12 protein-coding genes are annotated in these 16,223 nt (G+C 70.5%); 5 read left to right on the top strand and 7 right to left on the bottom strand.

Going from position 1 to position 16,223, the window contains the following annotated elements; genetic code table 11:
• Positions 1-58: 58 nt before the first annotated feature.
• Together NQO67_RS00745 and NQO67_RS00740 are read left to right on the top strand one after the other, a co-directional pair.
• Positions 59-1,267 (top strand): MFS transporter, encoded by a 1,209-nt coding sequence (locus tag NQO67_RS00745; RefSeq protein ID WP_255945253.1) that lies wholly within the window; start codon positions 59-61, stop codon positions 1,265-1,267.
• Between the two features lie 534 nt (positions 1,268-1,801).
• A complete protein-coding gene (locus tag NQO67_RS00740; RefSeq protein ID WP_255945251.1) occupies positions 1,802-2,986 on the top strand; it encodes a beta-ketoacyl-[acyl-carrier-protein] synthase family protein in 1,185 nt (394 codons plus the stop codon).
• A 121-nt stretch (positions 2,987-3,107) separates the two neighbouring features.
• Here NQO67_RS00740 and NQO67_RS00735 read toward each other — a convergent pair whose 3' ends face one another.
• Positions 3,108-5,291 carry a SpoIIE family protein phosphatase gene (locus NQO67_RS00735; protein ID WP_255945249.1) on the bottom strand — a complete coding sequence of 728 codons (2,184 nt, stop codon included), beginning with the start codon at positions 5,289-5,291 and terminating at the stop codon, positions 3,108-3,110.
• A 197-nt stretch (positions 5,292-5,488) separates the two neighbouring features.
• Positions 5,489-6,418, bottom strand: coding sequence for an AraC family transcriptional regulator (locus NQO67_RS00730; protein ID WP_255945247.1), 930 nt, complete (start codon positions 6,416-6,418; stop codon positions 5,489-5,491).
• A 74-nt stretch (positions 6,419-6,492) separates the two neighbouring features.
• Between NQO67_RS00730 and NQO67_RS00725 the strand changes: the two genes are divergently transcribed.
• Positions 6,493-7,527 carry an SDR family NAD(P)-dependent oxidoreductase gene (locus NQO67_RS00725; RefSeq protein ID WP_255945245.1) on the top strand — a complete coding sequence of 345 codons (1,035 nt, stop codon included), beginning with the start codon at positions 6,493-6,495 and terminating at the stop codon, positions 7,525-7,527.
• A 275-nt stretch (positions 7,528-7,802) separates the two neighbouring features.
• Here NQO67_RS00725 and NQO67_RS00720 read toward each other — a convergent pair whose 3' ends face one another.
• From NQO67_RS00720 to NQO67_RS00710, 3 genes are all read right to left on the bottom strand, one after another.
• Positions 7,803-8,222, bottom strand: a complete 420-nt coding sequence (locus tag NQO67_RS00720; protein WP_255945243.1) for a hypothetical protein — start codon at positions 8,220-8,222, stop codon at positions 7,803-7,805.
• Positions 8,223-8,914: 692 nt separating this feature from the next.
• Positions 8,915-9,286 (bottom strand): DUF6896 domain-containing protein, encoded by a 372-nt coding sequence (locus tag NQO67_RS00715; protein WP_255945241.1) that lies wholly within the window; start codon positions 9,284-9,286, stop codon positions 8,915-8,917.
• Between the two features lie 115 nt (positions 9,287-9,401).
• Positions 9,402-10,094 carry a carboxylesterase family protein gene (locus NQO67_RS00710; RefSeq protein ID WP_255945239.1) on the bottom strand — a complete coding sequence of 231 codons (693 nt, stop codon included), beginning with the start codon at positions 10,092-10,094 and terminating at the stop codon, positions 9,402-9,404.
• A gap of 494 nt (positions 10,095-10,588) precedes the next feature.
• Between NQO67_RS00710 and NQO67_RS00705 the strand changes: the two genes are divergently transcribed.
• On the top strand, positions 10,589-13,399 hold the full coding sequence (locus tag NQO67_RS00705) for a hypothetical protein (protein ID WP_255945238.1): 2,811 nt from the start codon (positions 10,589-10,591) through the stop codon (positions 13,397-13,399).
• Complete coding sequence (locus tag NQO67_RS00700) at positions 13,396-13,932, top strand: hypothetical protein (protein WP_255945237.1); 537 nt, start codon at positions 13,396-13,398, stop codon at positions 13,930-13,932. Before NQO67_RS00705 ends, NQO67_RS00700 begins: the two co-directional genes overlap by 4 nt.
• A gap of 304 nt (positions 13,933-14,236) precedes the next feature.
• Here the strand turns inward: NQO67_RS00700 and NQO67_RS00695 are convergent, their stop codons facing one another.
• Both NQO67_RS00695 and NQO67_RS00690 read right to left on the bottom strand, forming a co-directional pair.
• Entirely contained in the window at positions 14,237-15,187 is a 951-nt protein-coding gene (locus NQO67_RS00695) for a nitrilase-related carbon-nitrogen hydrolase (protein WP_255945236.1), read from the bottom strand.
• Positions 15,188-15,256: 69 nt separating this feature from the next.
• Positions 15,257-16,111 (bottom strand): NAD-dependent epimerase/dehydratase family protein, encoded by an 855-nt coding sequence (locus tag NQO67_RS00690; RefSeq protein ID WP_255945235.1) that lies wholly within the window; start codon positions 16,109-16,111, stop codon positions 15,257-15,259.
• Positions 16,112-16,223: the final 112 nt, after the last annotated feature.

Below are 16,223 nucleotides of genomic sequence, written 5' to 3'. Positions count from 1 at the left end.
GGTTGCAATTTGCTACTCATTGGGGGTGCGTTCAGTGAGTCTCACGCCTGGCCGGAGGATGCTGTTCGCCGTGATCTGCGCGGTCGCGGTCGCGACCATCTACGTAGCGCAGCCAGTACTGGCCCAGATCGGTAGCGACCTGGGCCTGCCGGAAGCCGACTTGGGATGGATCGTCACGACGGGGCAGCTCGGCTACCTGGTCGGCTTGGCCCTTCTTGTCCCTCTGGGAGACATGTTCGACCGGCGCATGCTCATTGCCGGGCATCTCCTCCTCGCTGCGGTCGGCATGGCGCTGGCCGCGGTCGCTGCCCAGCTATGGCTCCTGCTTGCCGGGCTGGCCCTGGCCGGCCTGTTCGCGGTCGTCGTTCAGACCACGGTCGCCTTCGCCGCCGACCTGTCCACGGCAGCGGAACGCGGCCGCACGCTCGGAGCCGTGACCTCCGGTGTCACCATCGGCATTCTCGGAGCGCGCGTGCTCGCCGGGAGTCTCGCCGCCCTCTGGGGATGGCGAAGCATCTACGCGGTGTTCGCCGTGCTCCTCATCGCGCTCACCTGCTTCGCGCTGAGGCTCCTGCCATCCGATCCGCGCGACGTCCGGGCAACGTACGGCGCGGTGCTGATGTCGCTGGGCCGCATGTTCCGCGAGCGCCTGTTCGTCTCGCGTGGAGTGATTGCGTTCTTCCTGTTCGCTTCCTTCGGCACGCTGTGGAGCGGCCTGGCCCTGCCGCTCGCGGCCGCGCCATGGCGTCTGAGCACGGCCCAGATCGGTCTCTTCGGGATCGCCGGGCTCGCCGGGGCGCTGGGCGCCTCCCGGGCCGGGCAGGGGGCCGACGCCGGCCGCGCCAACGTCATCACAGGCGGTGCACTCGCGCTCCTGGCCGCTTCATGGTTGGCGAGCGGACAGGCGTCCTGGTCGCTCTGGCCGGTCATCGTCGGCGTGATCGTTCTCGATTTCGCGGTGCAGGCGGTGCACGTCAGCAATCAACACCTGCTCACGGCCGCATACCCACACCGGACGAGCAGCGTCATCGGCGGCTACATGCTCTTCTACTCCTTCGGCTCCGCCGTCGGAGCAACCGGCACCACCGCGGTGTACTCGGCCGCAGGGTGGGCCGGATCCAGCCTCCTCGGCGCTGCCTTCGCCCTCTGCGCACTCCTCGTCTGGGCAGTCAACCGACGCGCGACGAGACGTGCTCGTGTGACTGCCTCGTCCCGTCCCGCGCAGCCTCGGCCCATAGGGAGGGCGAAGTCAACACCGTGCGGGTGAGCTCGACGGAACCGGCACCACCGCGGCCGACCCGACGCGCCCGCCGTCCGGAGACGGCGGCCGCGTCGGTCCTGGTCCGGCCTGGGCGGGACGGTGGCGGGCGGGCCCTCAGTGGAGCGGGCAGTCGAGGTGACCGCAGCGGTGTGCGATCCGGTCTCAGTTGACGGGTCCTCAGACCCGTCCCTGGCGCCGCCGCACCGGCCGCCCAGGCCGCCGTCGCCCCGGTCCCGAGCGGTGGGGCCCGGGATGCGACGACCGCGTCAACTCCTCGCCGGGCGAGCCCGGGTGAGAGGTGGACGCGAACCGGCCCAGCCGGATGTCCTGTGGCTCGTTTCACACCCATCAGAAGCGGCCCGAGTTGCGTGGATCACACGTAAATGTCCGCTTGGAGGGCATTCTTGGAGCGGGCGGTGGCGCCCGAGGTGCCCGGGCGCCGGCGTGCGGGCGAACCGCCGAGGTGACCCGCGTCATAGCGCTCACCGATGCCCCGGTTCTGTACCGCATTCCCTGATTCTGTGTAGAGAGGTGTGAAGCGTGGCCGCCTACCTGTCCTCTCCCGCGGTGATACACGGCGAGCACACCGTCGGGACCAGCGAGATCCTGGCCGAAGTGCGCGACCGGCACCCCGATGCGCCGTGGCTGTCGCGGATCGACGGCATCGCCGCCAGCACGGGCATCACCTCCCGTGGGTGGATGGCGCCGCTGGAGACCGCCGTCGCCCCCGGCAACGGGAGCGGCCTGCGCACCCCCGGCCCCGGACCGGCCCGGGAGGCCCTGGCGCGCGACGGATTCACCGAGCGGGACGTGGCACGCGTGATCGCGGCCCTGGAAGCGGTGCCCGCACCCCAGACCGTCCAAGAGCGCACCGCGCCGGCCTGGGCCGCCGTGCAGGACTACGGCGAGCGGGCCGCGCGCGGAGCCCTTCAGATCGCCGGTCTCGACCCCGCCGACGTCGACTGCCTGATCACCAGCAACTCCACCACCCCGGCGCTGCCGGGCCTGGACGTGGCGCTGGCCAACCGGCTTCCGCTGCCCGCTGACACGCTGCTCCTGCCGGCCACGCAGTGGGCCTGCATCGCCGGGACCCGGAGCCTGGCGCTGGCGGCCGACCTGGTGGCCGCCGACCCGGACCGGGTGGTCCTGGTCGTCATATCCGAGGCGCTGAGCACCACCTACCAGCCCGCGGACGACAGCCTGGAGTCCCTGATCGTCCGGCTGCTGTTCGCCGACACCGCGGTCGCGGCCGTGGTCACCGGCCGCCCCCGTCCGGAGTCCGTGCTGCGGCTGGACGCGGCCTGGCACCACACCCTGCCCGGCACCCGGGACCTGCACCGGCTGGAGACCCGCGCCGACGGCACGCACTTCGTGATGGACCGGCGCGGGCCGCGCGCCGTGCAGGACACGGTGACCGCGATGTGGGAGTGGCTGCGCCTGCGCCACCAGGACGACGACCGCCCCTGGCACCCCGACCTGCTGCTCGCGCACCCCGGTGGGACCCGGGTGCTGGAGTACATGGAGCAGACCATGCCCGGCACCTGGCCGTCCGGGCTGCTGGCCCACAGCCGGTCCAGCTACACCAGCGGAAACCGCGGCGGTGCCGCCGTCTTCGACATCCTGCGGCGCGCGCACGACGCAGGACAGCAGCCGGGAAGCCGCACGGTGCTTTACGCGGCGGCGCCGGGGCTCACGGCCACGGCCGTGGAGGGAGAGTGGCTGTAGCCACGCGGGAGGCGGCTGGGGCGCGCCCCGCGTACGCGCCGTGCCACCCGCGTGACCCAGCGCCCCGGCCGGGCGCGCAGGCCACCGCGTCGAGCCGGGCGCCACGGCGACGCCCGTGCCGCTACCGCGCCAGCTCCGCCCAGACGACCTTGCCGGTGTCGGTCCACCGCACCCCCCAGCGCGTGGTGAGCTTGTGGACGACGCGCAGGCCGCGCCCCCTGTCGTCGAACGGGCCACCGCGCCGCAGCCGCGGCCGGCCGTTGCCGGTGTCGCCCACTTCGCACAGCAGGCCGTGACCGGTCCTGATCAGCCGCACGCTGACGGGCCCGGTGGCGAACCGCACGGCATTGGTGACCAGCTCGCTGATCAGCAGCAGGACGCTGTCACGGGTGTGCTGCCTGACGTTCCACCGCTGTAGCAGCGCAGCGGCCAGTGAGCGGGCTCGGACCGCCGCGTCGTCGCGTGCGGGCAGGTGCCAGGAAGCGGTGTCCCGCTTGCGCCGGCCGGCCATCCGGGCCAGTAGCAGCGTCATGTCATCGCGCTGTCGGCCCTGCGGAGCCAGCTCGGTGACCACCCGCCGCGCGGCCTGTTGCAGGTCGTCCCAGGGATGCACCCGGCTCACCGCCTGCCGCAGCAGGCCGAGGCCCTCGTCGATGGCGACCGCGGGGTCCTCCACCAGGCCGTCGGTGTACAGGGCGAGCAGCGAGCCCGGAGGCGCGTCGAAGGTGTGCACGTCGAAGGGTTCCCGGAGGGCGAATTCGGCCCCCAGACCGGGGTGCGGGTGCACCGTCAGCGTCTTCGCGGTCGCGTCGGGCAGCACGAGGACCGGCGGGAGGTGGCCCGCGCTGGACACCACCACCTGGTGGCTGACCGGGTCGTACACCGCGATGCAGCACGTCGAGCCCAGCGCGCTGTAGCCGGTCGCCAGGCCGGCGTCCGTGTCGTCCAGCATCGTGACGGTCTCGTCCAGGTGCCCCAGCACCTCGTCGGGCGCCATCCCCGCCGAGAGCAGTGCACGGGCCTCCATGCTGACCTGGCCCATCGCCGCGGCCGCGCCCAGGCCGTGCCCGACGACGTCGCCGACCACGAGTGCGGTGCGGCCGCCGGGCAGCGGAAAGCTGTTCACCCAGTCCCCGCCGACGCCCGCGCTGTCGGGGGTGGTGGGCTGGTAGACGGTGGCGACCTCGATGGTGTCGTCGCGGGCCCGCGGCAGCAGCCGGCGTTGCAGCGCCAGCACCTGGGCGTGCTCGCGCTGGTGCTGGCGGGCCAGATCGACGTGGTGGGCCGTCCTGGCCACCAGTTCCTGTAGGTCGAGCAGCTCGCTGTCGTGGAAAGGGCGGTCCGGCCGCCGCCACACCTCCGCCACGCCCAGCACCACGGGCGGCTCACCGTGAGGGCCGTCCAGGACCAGCGGTACGCACGCCACGCTCACCGGCCGGTCGGTGGGGACCAAGGCGCTCACCAGCTGGGGGCTGCCTAGCGTGCGCTCGATCGTCTCCCGATCGGGAATCACGATGGCCTGCGCGACGTCGTCACGCCTGACCGCACGGGACAGCAGGCGGGCGGCCTCGCGGGGGAGGTCGTCGCCGGGCGTCAGATAGCCCGCCGGCCACACCCGGTCCGGCACCAGGGCCGCACGCCTGAGCCGGATGCGCTCCTGGGCCTGCTCGACGACGGCCTCGCCGGACCACACCGCGTAGTCGAGGTCGACGGCGACCACGTCCCCCCAGGCCAGCAGGGACTGCGCCAGGGACTGCGCGGTCTCGCCGATGTCCAGCGACGTCCCGATCGCGGTCTCGGAGGCGTACAGGTGCAGCCTCTTGGCCATCGCGATCAGGGAGACGGTGAGGCACTCCTGAGGTGCCGCGGCCGGCAGGATGCTCATGGAGACGACGAGCTCCGAGCCGTCGTCCCGGCGCAGCCGCTGGACGCGGGCGACGTGCGCCTCCCCCGTCTCGATGACCTGCCGCAACCGGCGCGTCACCGTCGGCACGTCCCCGGGGGGCAGCAGGTCGACGAAGGCGTTCCCGGGCTGCACGGTCAGTCCCCCGAATGCGGGGGCGTCCAGGTTGCAGCGGGTGATGCGCAGGTCACGGTCCAGACTGACGGCGCCGAGGATCTGCTCCTGGGCGTCGCCGGTGGCTTCGGCGCGTTCGGGACGCTGGGCCACGAGGTCGCTCCGGTCGTCCTGCGGCACGGCCGGCCTGTCGGCAGCGTCCGTTCCGTCCTGCCGGATGTAGTCCCGCAAGGCGCGGCCGACCAGGTCGAACGACGCCGAGGACGGGGGGAATGACGGTGAGTCCATGCGGTTCTTCCAGCTCACTGGCCGACCCGGCAGATACCCCGAGGAATGAACGAATCAGTGTGGAAAATGCGATATCCGACCATGCCCCTTCATTGTTCATTGCATAACACTCCCCCTCGTTCCTGCAAAGGCGACCGCGTGCCGAACGCGCGCGGTGACCGCGTGTGCCGGCGGGGCGGGTGGGCTGCCGTCCGCGCTCAGCCGGGCTGCTCCTCGCGCACGCGTCGCCGGTAGCGCAGCGGCGACTCGCCCACCTCGCGTTTGAACGCGGTGCTGAACGCGCTCTCGGACCCGTAGCCCAGTTCCACCGCCAGGGTGCCCACGCGGACGTCGTCGTGGCGCAGGGCGCGCTGCGCCAGCAGCATCCGCCAGCGGTTCAGGTAGGTCAGCGGCGGTACGCCGGCGAGCGTCCGGAAGCGTTCGGTGAACGACGTCCGGGACATCGCCGCCGCCCGCGCCAGTTCCGCGAGCTGCCAGGGCTTGTCCGGTCGCCCGTGCATGAGGCTGAGCGCGGGACGCAGTCGCTCGTCGGTCAGCACCCGCAGCCACCCCGGCGGGAGCTCGGCCTGGTCGATGTAGGCGCGCACCACCTCCAACAGCAGGAGCTGGCCGTACTGCCGGATCGCGAAGGCCGCACCGATCCGGTCGCCGGTCGCCTCGTCCACCAGGCGGTCGAGGCTGGCGCGCAGGTTCGTCGCCGCTGCGGCCGACGCCCGGACGTGTCCCACCGGCGGGAGCGCCTGAGCCAGCAGCGCCCGGCCTGCGGGGTTGAGGTCGACGCGGCCGCCGAGGACGACGTCGTCGGTACCGGGGGCGGCACCCGCGAGGTCGGCGGAGGGGAAGCCGGTGTCAGGGACGACCTCACGGGGCGGTCCGTCGCCGGTGCCGCCGCGCACCTCCAGCCACGACCGGTCGTTCAGGATGGCGACGTCGCCCGGTTCGAGCGGGATCGGGCGGTCGAGGCCGTCGGTGGTGAGCCGGGCCCGGCCGCGCACCATCGCGATGAACTTCATGGGGGCGTCCACGGCGGCCCGCGACACCCAGGGGCCGCGCACGGCGAACCCGCCCGTCAGCTGTCCGTGGACCTCGACCACGTCGAACACTTCAGACAACTGATCGCCGACCATGCCCGTACTTTCGCGCAAGAAATGCGGACGGTCAATGATTCAAAGTACGGGACGGGCCCGTGCACAGTGAGGACATGACGCATCAACAGCACCCCATCGGTTCGGGATTCACCGCGGCGTCGACGGCCGACGAGGTCCTCGAGGGCATCGACCTGTCAGGCAAGCACGTGATCGTCACCGGCGGTCACCGCGGGATCGGCCTGGAGACCAGTCGTGCGCTCAGCAGGGCCGGCGCGTCCCTCGTCGTGGCCGCACGCAACCCGGACCGCGCCGCTGCCGCGCTGGCCGACACCGAGCGCGTCGAGACCAGCCGACTCGACCTGCTCGACCCGGCATCGATCGACGCCTTCACGCACCGGTACCTCGCCTCCGGCCGCCCCCTGCACATCCTGGTCAACAACGCCGGCATCATGGGCGGCCCCCTGGTGCGCGACGCGCGCGGCTACGAGTCGCACTTCGCGCTCAACCACCTCGGCCACTTCCACCTGACCCTGGGCCTGCTGCCCGCGCTGCGCGCCGCACAGGGTGCCCGCGTCGTGACCCTGTCGTCCGGCGCCCAGCGCATCACCGGCATCCGCTGGGACGACCCGCACTTCACCACCGGCTACGACCCCATCATGGCCTACGGGCAGTCCAAGGCCGCCAACGTCCTGTTCACCGTGGAACTGGACCGACGATGGGCCGCCGACCAGATCCGCGGCTACGCCGTGCACCCGGGCGTCGTCTTCGGGACGAACCTCGGACCGCTCCTCACCGAGGGCGAGGACAGGACACCCTGGTTGAGCGACGAGGAACTGCGGGCCATGGGGATCATCGACGATTCCGGCCGGCCGGTCATCGACCCCCAACGCGAGAAAAAGACACCGCAACAAGGGGCCAGCACCAGCGTCTTCGCCGCGACCAGCCCGCTGCTCGCCGACATCGGCGGGGTCTACCTCATGGACAACGACATCTCGCCACTGGACACCGACCCGAAGCCCATCCGCTTCGGCGCCGACGAGGACATCCCCTCCACCGTCGTGCCGCACTCGATCGACCCGGAGTCCGCGCGCCGCCTGTGGGAGCTGAGCGAGCGGATGCTCGCGCGCGGGCCCCGGGCCGCCGGCTAGGTGGTGTCGTCGATTGTCAGGCCGACATCAGCAGGATGGGCGGGTGACGGCCGCGTGGTGGTTCTGGGCGGTCGCTTCGTGGCGAGTGGCGATGCCGCGCCTCTGTTTCAAGCGTTTTTGAGTACCCCTACACCGCTTGACTACAGCGACGACTTTCCGAGCCCATAGGATCGGCCATAAAGCCGACCACCGCCTGACCTGGCTCGTGATGAGAAGCGCACCATCATGTTCACGTTCTGGCCCCAAGAGCGGCCAGTCGGCCGGGGGCCCTTGGATTACCCCCAGTCAACACAGGAGTTCATCAAGGTGTCACCTTCGAATTGGGCAACTTCGACACCGAAACCCCAGATGCCGTAATCGGATTTCGCTGTCGTGTTCCATACGACGGTCTTGCCTTCACCGCTGGTGTTGCTGTGCCAGGGCCAGTAGCGCGTCGAACCGCTGTCCTGCTGGGTCAGGTATCTGATCTGGACATGGTGATCGTTGGCGACGGTGTCCGTGACGCTGAGAGTCACGGACAACTCGTCATAAGGATCACCAGTCCAGGCGGTCTTGGAGTAGCCGCTTGCTCCAGATGTGGAACAACTTGCCGTTCGTGTCGTAGCCGCGCTCGAAGAACCGGCAGTCGCGAGAACGAGGACTCCGGAAACCAGTACGAGTCCGGCCGCGCGAGCAATGTAGCTCTTCTTGAGCATGCTTTTACCCCTTTGCGATTCAAACGGCCGCGAGAAGCCGTTTTCAAGTTGATTACGTTCGAATCCTGCCGATGCAAACAGGCAATTTCTTCACCGAACGCCTTGGGCCGCCCTCGAGGCAGTCACCGTCGAGGACCCAAGCGCCGTCATGGACCTCACTGTCCCGTTCGACGGCTGGGACCCACGCGCTGGCCGCAGCCTTCAACACGATGACGTGGGTGACGTCAGTTCGATAAGACGCTTGCGGCCTTGCGTGGTCATGACGTCGACCTTACGGCCGAATAGGCCGTGATTTTGGGTCATTTCAAAGCTGATTTCATGGGCCAATCAATCGAGCAGACCTGCGGGGCGTTCGCAGCCTCCGGATTCCGCCAGGAAGCACTTGAACGGGTCCCACAGGCCGCCGCGACCAGCCTCGCCGAGTTCCTGGCCCGGGTGGACACCCTCCGCCAGGCCGATACCACCATGCGAAACCTGACGGACGACGAGTTCCTCCGCGGCAAGGAACGGCTCCGTCAGGCCGCCCGGCGGGCCGAGGAGGCAGCGAGGGCAGAGCCCAGAACCTCGGGTAAGTGTCGATCGTCCGGGCGGCCTCGGGGAACCAGCGCACGAGTTCGATCCCGTCTGATCTGCCGGGGAACGCCTGACGGATGAGCACGCCTGCGCCGCGTGCGAACCTCATCCTGAAGCGATCAGTTGACTACGCTGAACCACCCCGGCCGCACCTCGGTCAGAAGCGGTTGCAGCGACCGCACTGCGGCCCGCAGGTCCTGATCCGTGACGTCAAGCGGCTTCGGCAGGCTCACCCCGTACCAGCGCAGCCGCCAGAGGTCGAAGACTTCGCTTCCGTCGGCTGCGAAGTCCACATCGACCTCGGTGCCGTTGCCGAACACGAAGCGGCATCCTGCCCCATGAACCGAGTAGGAGTAGGTGCCGACGTGCCCGCTCCCGTTGATCTGGCGCGAACGGACCAGGCCGAGGACATCTGCCAGTCGCTCAAGTGAGGGGATTGCCACCCTCATGGCCTCGTCAACCGCTCTCAGATCGCTGACATAACCGAGCACGAGGTCCCGTGCAGCCCTCGACCGTTCCGCACGGCGCCACCCCCCTGAGCCCGTGGCCGAAGGGATCGTTCCAGGGGGCCCACCGTCGTCTCCGCAGGACGGCATTCTGAAACGATCAGTCAGTCTGGGGGCGGCGATGGGCGAGGAGCCAGGCGTAGAGATCGGGATTGTCATAGGCCCGGGTCCAGGAGTCGTGTTCGACACCCGGGTACCGGGTGAAGCGCACGTCTGCGCCGAGAGCCTCAAGGCCTGCCACGATCTCCTCGGTGAACTCGATCGGGACGGTCTTGTCCTCCTCGCCGTGAAACGTCCACACCGGCAGGTGACGAATGGGGTCGACGCCTTGATTCCACAAGCCTCCGCAGATCGGGGCGATGGCGGCGAAGCGCTCGGGGTAGCGGATGGCCAGGCTCCAGGTGCCGAAGCCGCCCATGCTCAAACCGGTGGCGTAGATGCGGGACGGGTCGATGCGGCAGTCGGCGGCGACGTCGTCCAGGAGCCCGGCGAGCGTGGTCACCTCGGTGACCCATTGGCTGGATTCGGGGCACTGCGGGGTGGCGATCACGAAGGGGAACTCGTGGCCGGCCTCCGCCAGCTTCGGGATGCCTTGGTCCGTCACCGAGTCCAGATCGGAGCCGCGTTGGCCGGCGCCGTGCAAGAACAGCACGAGCGGCCATCTGCGCTCGGAATCGGAGTGGTAGTCCTCCGGCAGATGGAGGAGGTATCGCAGGACGTCAGCCGGGGTGGGGTCGCCGTCGACCAGCTCGTGCTCACGCGTGGCCGGGGTGACGCATCGGAGCTTGTGCATCACATGCACCTCAATTGGATTGACAATGCGAGACCGGGTCCATCGTGCTCCGCTCGGCACGGCAAGTCAGATGATTATCGACGACAGAGTTCGAGGACACGTAGGGTCCGACTCTCCGTACGGAAGGGACCCCTCGGTGGCGACTGGTCCACAAGAGGGTCTCGACCGCCCGGCAGAACCTCGTCAACGGCAGATGCGCGCCGCCGAGGCCAAGGGCAACAAGGGCGGCGTCGCCTATCGCTGCCCGACTTGTGGGGGTGTTGCGCGAGCGGGACACTGGTCGCGGCGAGTCGCGACCAGGCACGCTGCGGGTGCCGTTACACACGGGCCTTGCGGCGGTGGGGCGTGCGGCGGGCCATCGGCACGGGGGGCGAGTCGGTGTGAACAGAGTGCGGTTACCGGGGGAAAGCAGTCAGGGGCAGGCGGTCTCCGCTGCGCGGACGTGGACGCGTGCGTGCGCGGGGGTGCTGCTGGCCCTGGTGACGACCGTCGGCGTGGCACCACAGGGAGTGGCGGACGGCAAGGCGTCCCCTGCGGCGAGTTCGAGTCCGAAGCCGACCGAGAGCCCGGCGAAGAAGCCGCGTCCTCCCGCCGCAGAGGGCACCGATCTCTCCAAGACCTACCCCAACCCCCTGCTGAGTCCGCCGCTCCTGCCGGTGGAGAACCTCAGGATGGCCCTGTACGAGAACCTCAAGGACGACAGGGATTCGGCCTTCTCGCACAGCCGCAACGGTGCCGTCGTCTTCCTCAATCCCTTGCTGCTGACACCCGAGCAACTGGCCAAGCTGAGCTCCTACCAGGCGAACTACGGCCACACGGCGGCGTGGGCCGCGTCCGTCGCCCCGCTCGACCAGCTGAAGGAGTTTCTGCCGCCCGAACTGGTCGATCAGCTGCGGAACGCCGGCTACAAGCACCTGCTGACCCTCGCAGCGCTGAACACCCCCGCGAAGCGGCAGGGGGAGGACCGCTCCAAGGGGACGCACTCCGAGCCGTCGATCCAAGTACTGCTCGACGAGCTCGGCATCCCGTGGCAGGCGATCGCCTTGGCGGGGTCGGAACGCCAGCAGTGCGGCGTCTGCGCCCCGCTGTACCACCCGGAGACGCCACTGGTCTTCGGGCGCGCGTACGACCTCAACGCCGCGGAGATCGAGCAGGAGCAGCAGCAGATCGAGGCCGCCCGCAAGAAGGCCGCCGCGAAGGGCGAATCCGAGGACGTCGCCCAGGGGAAGATCGAGCGGAAGTTCGACGCGATCCGCGACACCCGCAACGGCAACGCACTCGACCGGCTGTCGACCGATCTCAGCGGTGTGCGGGCGGAGATGGACAAGCTTCCCGACAACATGCCGAAGCGGCTCTTCGTCGCTCCATCGCAGTCCCCCTGCCACGGCGCCGGCGCCCTGCCAGAGCCCGGTGCCGCCGGTGGCGGGGCCTCGCCGCTCGACCTGGTGCCCGCGGCCGCCACGATCAGGGCCGCCGGGCCCTGCGGCGGGGAGGACGACGAGTCGGGGGGCGCCGCGAAGTCCACCGGCCTCGGCCCCGCGCTCACCCGCCCCGGCCTCTCCAACGGCGGCATCGACTTCTCCACCCTGGAGCTGCGCTACCTCGCGGACCCCGGTGACGGCAGCGGCCTCCAGTACTCCTTCAGCGCCGGCCTCGATCCGCTGCGCGGCGACAACCGCCCGTCCACGGGCGCCTCGGCGGCGAGCCTGAGCTCCGACGCGTTCTTCACGTGGCTGGAGCTCAACCCCTCGGCGTTCTGGGTCAACCTCAACCCCACCGAGCCCGACCGCATCGTGGACAGCAAGCTGGGCCGCACCGACGCCGGGCGGGTCATGCTCCAGGCCGACCTCCAGATGAAGAAGAGCATCGGCAAGCTCATCCACCCCGACACCGCGCTGGGCAAGCAGGTCTGGGGTGGGATGGCGGGCAACTGCATGTCGTACCGCACATGGATCGTGCCCGAGCCCGCGAAGGTGCACCAGGACGGGGACAAGCTCTACATCCTCGACGCGCCCCTCAACGTCGAGATGGAGACGCAGTACCTCGAACTCCACGGCTCCTCGGCCACCGCGTCGTGCCCCAAGCAGGACAAGGCGACCCAGTCGCACAACGAGAAGCTGTTCCGCAGCCTGGTGCTGCCCAAGCTGAAGCACGCGATCAACACCGCGCCCGAGTACGCCGACCTGCGCCGGGTGTACCTCGCAAGGATCGGTGCCGAGTGGTACCGCGACCTGAGCGCCAACAAGCACACGGCGTACGGCGACCTCGTCGGCAAGGGGAACATCGACGACTGGACGACCGCGACGAACTGGAAGCCGACCGACACCTTCCACGACTACGTCAACTCATACACCAAGGGCGAGTTCAACGTCACCCGCAAGACCACCGAGGGCAACACGGTCTACACCCGCACCTACGTGTACGGCGGCGTCGACCTGACCAAGGTCCCCTTCAAGAAGGTCGACGACAGCGCTTTCACGAAGGACTACCCGCAACTGGCGGAGATGGTCGGTCAGTCGCTCGACAAGCCGGCCACGGACGGCGGCTCCCACACGGTGTGGCTCGGCTCTCCCACCCCGAAGCAGCTCGCCACGGACTCCTCGCAGCGCGGCGTCTTTGCAGGCTCCTTCGTCCCCGTGATCCGGCTGCTCCCCGGACTGGTCCTGCTCGTACTGGTCCTGGTGTTCTGGCGACGACACAGGCTCACCGCCGTGGGCCCCGCCGGCCGGAGCAGTCCGTTCCGGCGGTCCGGCCACAGCTCCCGACCGGCGCGCAGCCGTATGGGGTCGCGCCGGTGGCCGGGGCCCCGCGGGAAGCTACCCGGCCTCGGGCCGGAAACGCCGGCGGGACGCGGGCCGGGACGGACGCAGGCCACGCCGCAAGCGGCGGACGTCGTCCACCCGGTCGGCGCGCTGAACCCGCAGCCGGTGAGGAAGAAGCCGGCGGCGCCCCGCCCGGAACCGCTGCCGCAGGCCGGAGACTTCACCCTCGACCACCTCACCCGGGTCGTCCGCCACCTGACCCGCCCCGAACTCGACCGCTTCGGGCCCAACGACGCCATGGTCGACGCGATCCGCCGGGCCCTGACCACCGGGCGCCCGCTGGCGGAGGGCGAGGTCAACTTCCTGCGCCACCAGCTCACCGAGAGCGCGCTGATGGACGGCGGCGCGAGTGCCGAGGACGCGTACGAAGCGGCGCTGCGCAGCCATCCGGCGGCACGCAACTACAGCCCCGATGTGATCGACCGGTTCCCCGACCTGTTCAACAACGCCTGGCGCCGCGCCTGGGGAATGGACCCGCGATGATCGTCAGCAGGCTGGGCGGGCGGCGTGCCGCGATCCGCCCCGAGGAGAACTCGGCCGTGTTCGCCGGCCCGCACACCGCACGGCGTGAGCGGCCCGGCTCCGACCGGCGCGGGCGGCCTGCCCGCACTGTCCTGGAAGTGCGCAGGTCCTACGGCGGGATGACGATGCGGGCCCTGCTCGGCGCGGTCTTCGTCCCCGGTGCGCCGGGCACCGGCACCGTGTTCGAAGTCCGCCACGGCACCCCCTGGGAACTCGGCGAGCCCGGAACCTGCCGCAGCGAACTGGGTACGCCCCTGCTCGCAGGGTTGCCGTCGGACTTCGCCCCCGCCGTGCTCGACGCCCTGGCGGGCACGGGCGCGGACCCGCCGCTGCCGCCGGGGGTGCTGCGGGTGGATCGCTCGGGCTTCGACGCCCTCGCCTCCAGCGAGGCCGCGTTCACGCTCACCGCGGCTCTGCTGCGCCAGGCCACGGACGCCCTCGCGCGCGGCGGCGACGCCATCGCGGTGACCCGGGCCGCGCTGAACCGCTGGTGAGCCCACGGCGCATGTCCCCGCGCCGGGCGGTCAAGAGCCTGCGCGCCGACTTCGACTCGGCCGGTGGGCCGAGCGCAACCGGGACCCGCTCGCGTTCGACGCGGCGGAGTCGGGCCCGCCTGCTCGTGGCCTGAACCGCCGCGCGGCCTCGTCGCGAGCGCCGCCCGGCCCGCTCAGCTTGGTTCCCCACCGATCCGTAGACGTTGGTGGACTTTCCCTTCGTGCGGCGGGCCAGCCGGCGAAGTGGGCCGCGTGCGGCAGGGTGTAGGGAGAGCGGGCCCATCGCGGCTCCGCCGATGGCCGGTCACATGGCGGTGACGGTGGGATGGGGGGACTCATCGACACGGAGGGTGAAGACGTCGGGGCGGGCGTAGTGGCCCGTGGTGTCAAGGTCGAAGCGTGCGCGGGCGAGGTCGTCGAGGTCCAGTTCCGCGGTCAGGATGCCCTCGCCGTCGCGCAGCGGCCCCGCCAGGACCTCGCCGAGCGGGGAGACGATGACGGAGCCGCCGCCTATCAGGACCGTGTCCGGGTCGTCGCCCTGGACGGGGTGGAGGTCGGCCGGCAGGGCGTCGCGCCGCAGGTACTGGTTGGCGCTGAGGACAAAACAGCGGCCTTCCAGGGCGATGTGCCGCATCGTGGCCTGCCAGGCGTCGCGGTCGTCGACGGTCGGTGCGCACCACAGATCCACGCCCTTGGCATACATCGCGGTGCGGAACAGCGGCATGTAGTTCTCCCAGCAGATGGCCGCGCCGATGCGGGCGGCCCCGGTGTCGATGACGGGGAGGGTGGAGCCGTCCCCTTGCCCCCACAGGTAACGCTCGGCGGCGGTGGGCATCAACTTGCGGTGCAGGCCCAGATAACCGTCGGGGCCGAAGAAGAGCGCGACGCAGTACAAGGTGCCGCCCTGACGTTCGACCGCGCCGACCACGGCGTGGCATCCGAGCTCCCGGGTGAGGGCGGCCAGGGTTTCGCTCTCCGGGCCGGGGATCCGGATCGCCGCGGCGTGGTAGCGGCGGAAGAGATCACGGCCGGCCGGGTTGCGACTGCCGACCGTGATGCCGAAGTCCAGTCCCTTCGGGTAGCCCCCGAGAAACGCCTCGGGGAGCACGACGACTTCGGCTCCCCGGAGGTCGGCCTCGCGGATGAGTTCTTCGGCCCGGGCCATTGCGGCCGGGGTGTCGAACAACGGGGCGGCGGCTTGGGCGACGGCGACGGTCACGGTGCGGCGGGACTCATCACGAGAGGCAGAAGTCATGCCATCGACAGTAGGAACCGGCCCGAGATGGCGCGACTTCCTGGCTGGACTGACCCTGCGCAGTGATCGTCACAGGGCTCCGGCGTCCCGGGCCGTCCAGACGCTCGGGTAGATGGGCCGGAAGCCCAGCTCCCGGCGGATCCGCTGGTTGGACGTGATCCCGAACCACGGGTCGGGGTCCGTGAGCTCGTGGAGCCCGGCGGGCACCTCGACACCGTTGAGCTGGTACAGCTCGACCGTCGTGACGGGGGCGTCATCGGCGATGTTGTAGATCCGGCCGGCGATGCCCGGCGCGTACAGCAGGCGCATCAGGCCCTGGGCGACGTCCGCGTGGTGAGCCATCTGAAGGCGCTGGTGCGGCGCCCAACCAGCGGCCCAGTGCAAGGAGTTGGCGAGGTGCGGGTCGCCCTCACCGTAGACGAAGGGGAGCCGCCCGATGCGTACGTCCAGGCCCTCCAGCGCGAGCAGTTCGCGCTCGGCCTCGGCCTTGGACTCGGGGTAGGCGCCCCACATCTCTCCGCCCGGTCGGCTCTCGTCCTCCTCGGTCAGCGGGCGGCCCCGTCCGACGCCGTACACATTGTTCGTGCTGACCTGCACGAACCGCTCCACGCCGGAGGCCTGCGCGGCGCGGCCCAGGGCCACCGCGGCATCCCGGTTGACGGCCCACGCCTCCTCGTCCGGCACCCCGCGGAAGGCGGCGGCGACGTTCACGACGGCGTCCACGCCGACGAGCGCCTTGCCGAGTGTCTCCTCATCGCGCATGTCTCCTACGGCGACCTGGGCGCCCAGCTCCGCGAAGCGCTCGCCACGCGCCGCGTCCCGCACCAGGACCCGCACCTGCTCGCCCGGCTGCCGCTGTACCAGCAGCCTCGGCACGAAGCGGCGTCCGACCTGTCCCGTCGTACCGGTCACCAAAGTCAGCATGATGTGCTCCTCACGCACGGTGTCGCCTGTCGTTGACGACCAGCCTCGGCGGATGCGGGCGCGACCGGGAGAGACCTCTTCATCAGGGGATCGGGAGTCCCTGGATAAGCCG

This window comes from Streptomyces odontomachi, assembly GCF_024435355.1.
In the GTDB taxonomy this organism is placed as follows: Bacteria; Actinomycetota; Actinomycetes; order Streptomycetales; family Streptomycetaceae; genus Streptomyces; species Streptomyces odontomachi.
This window is presented reverse-complemented; position numbering and strand designations above follow the sequence as displayed.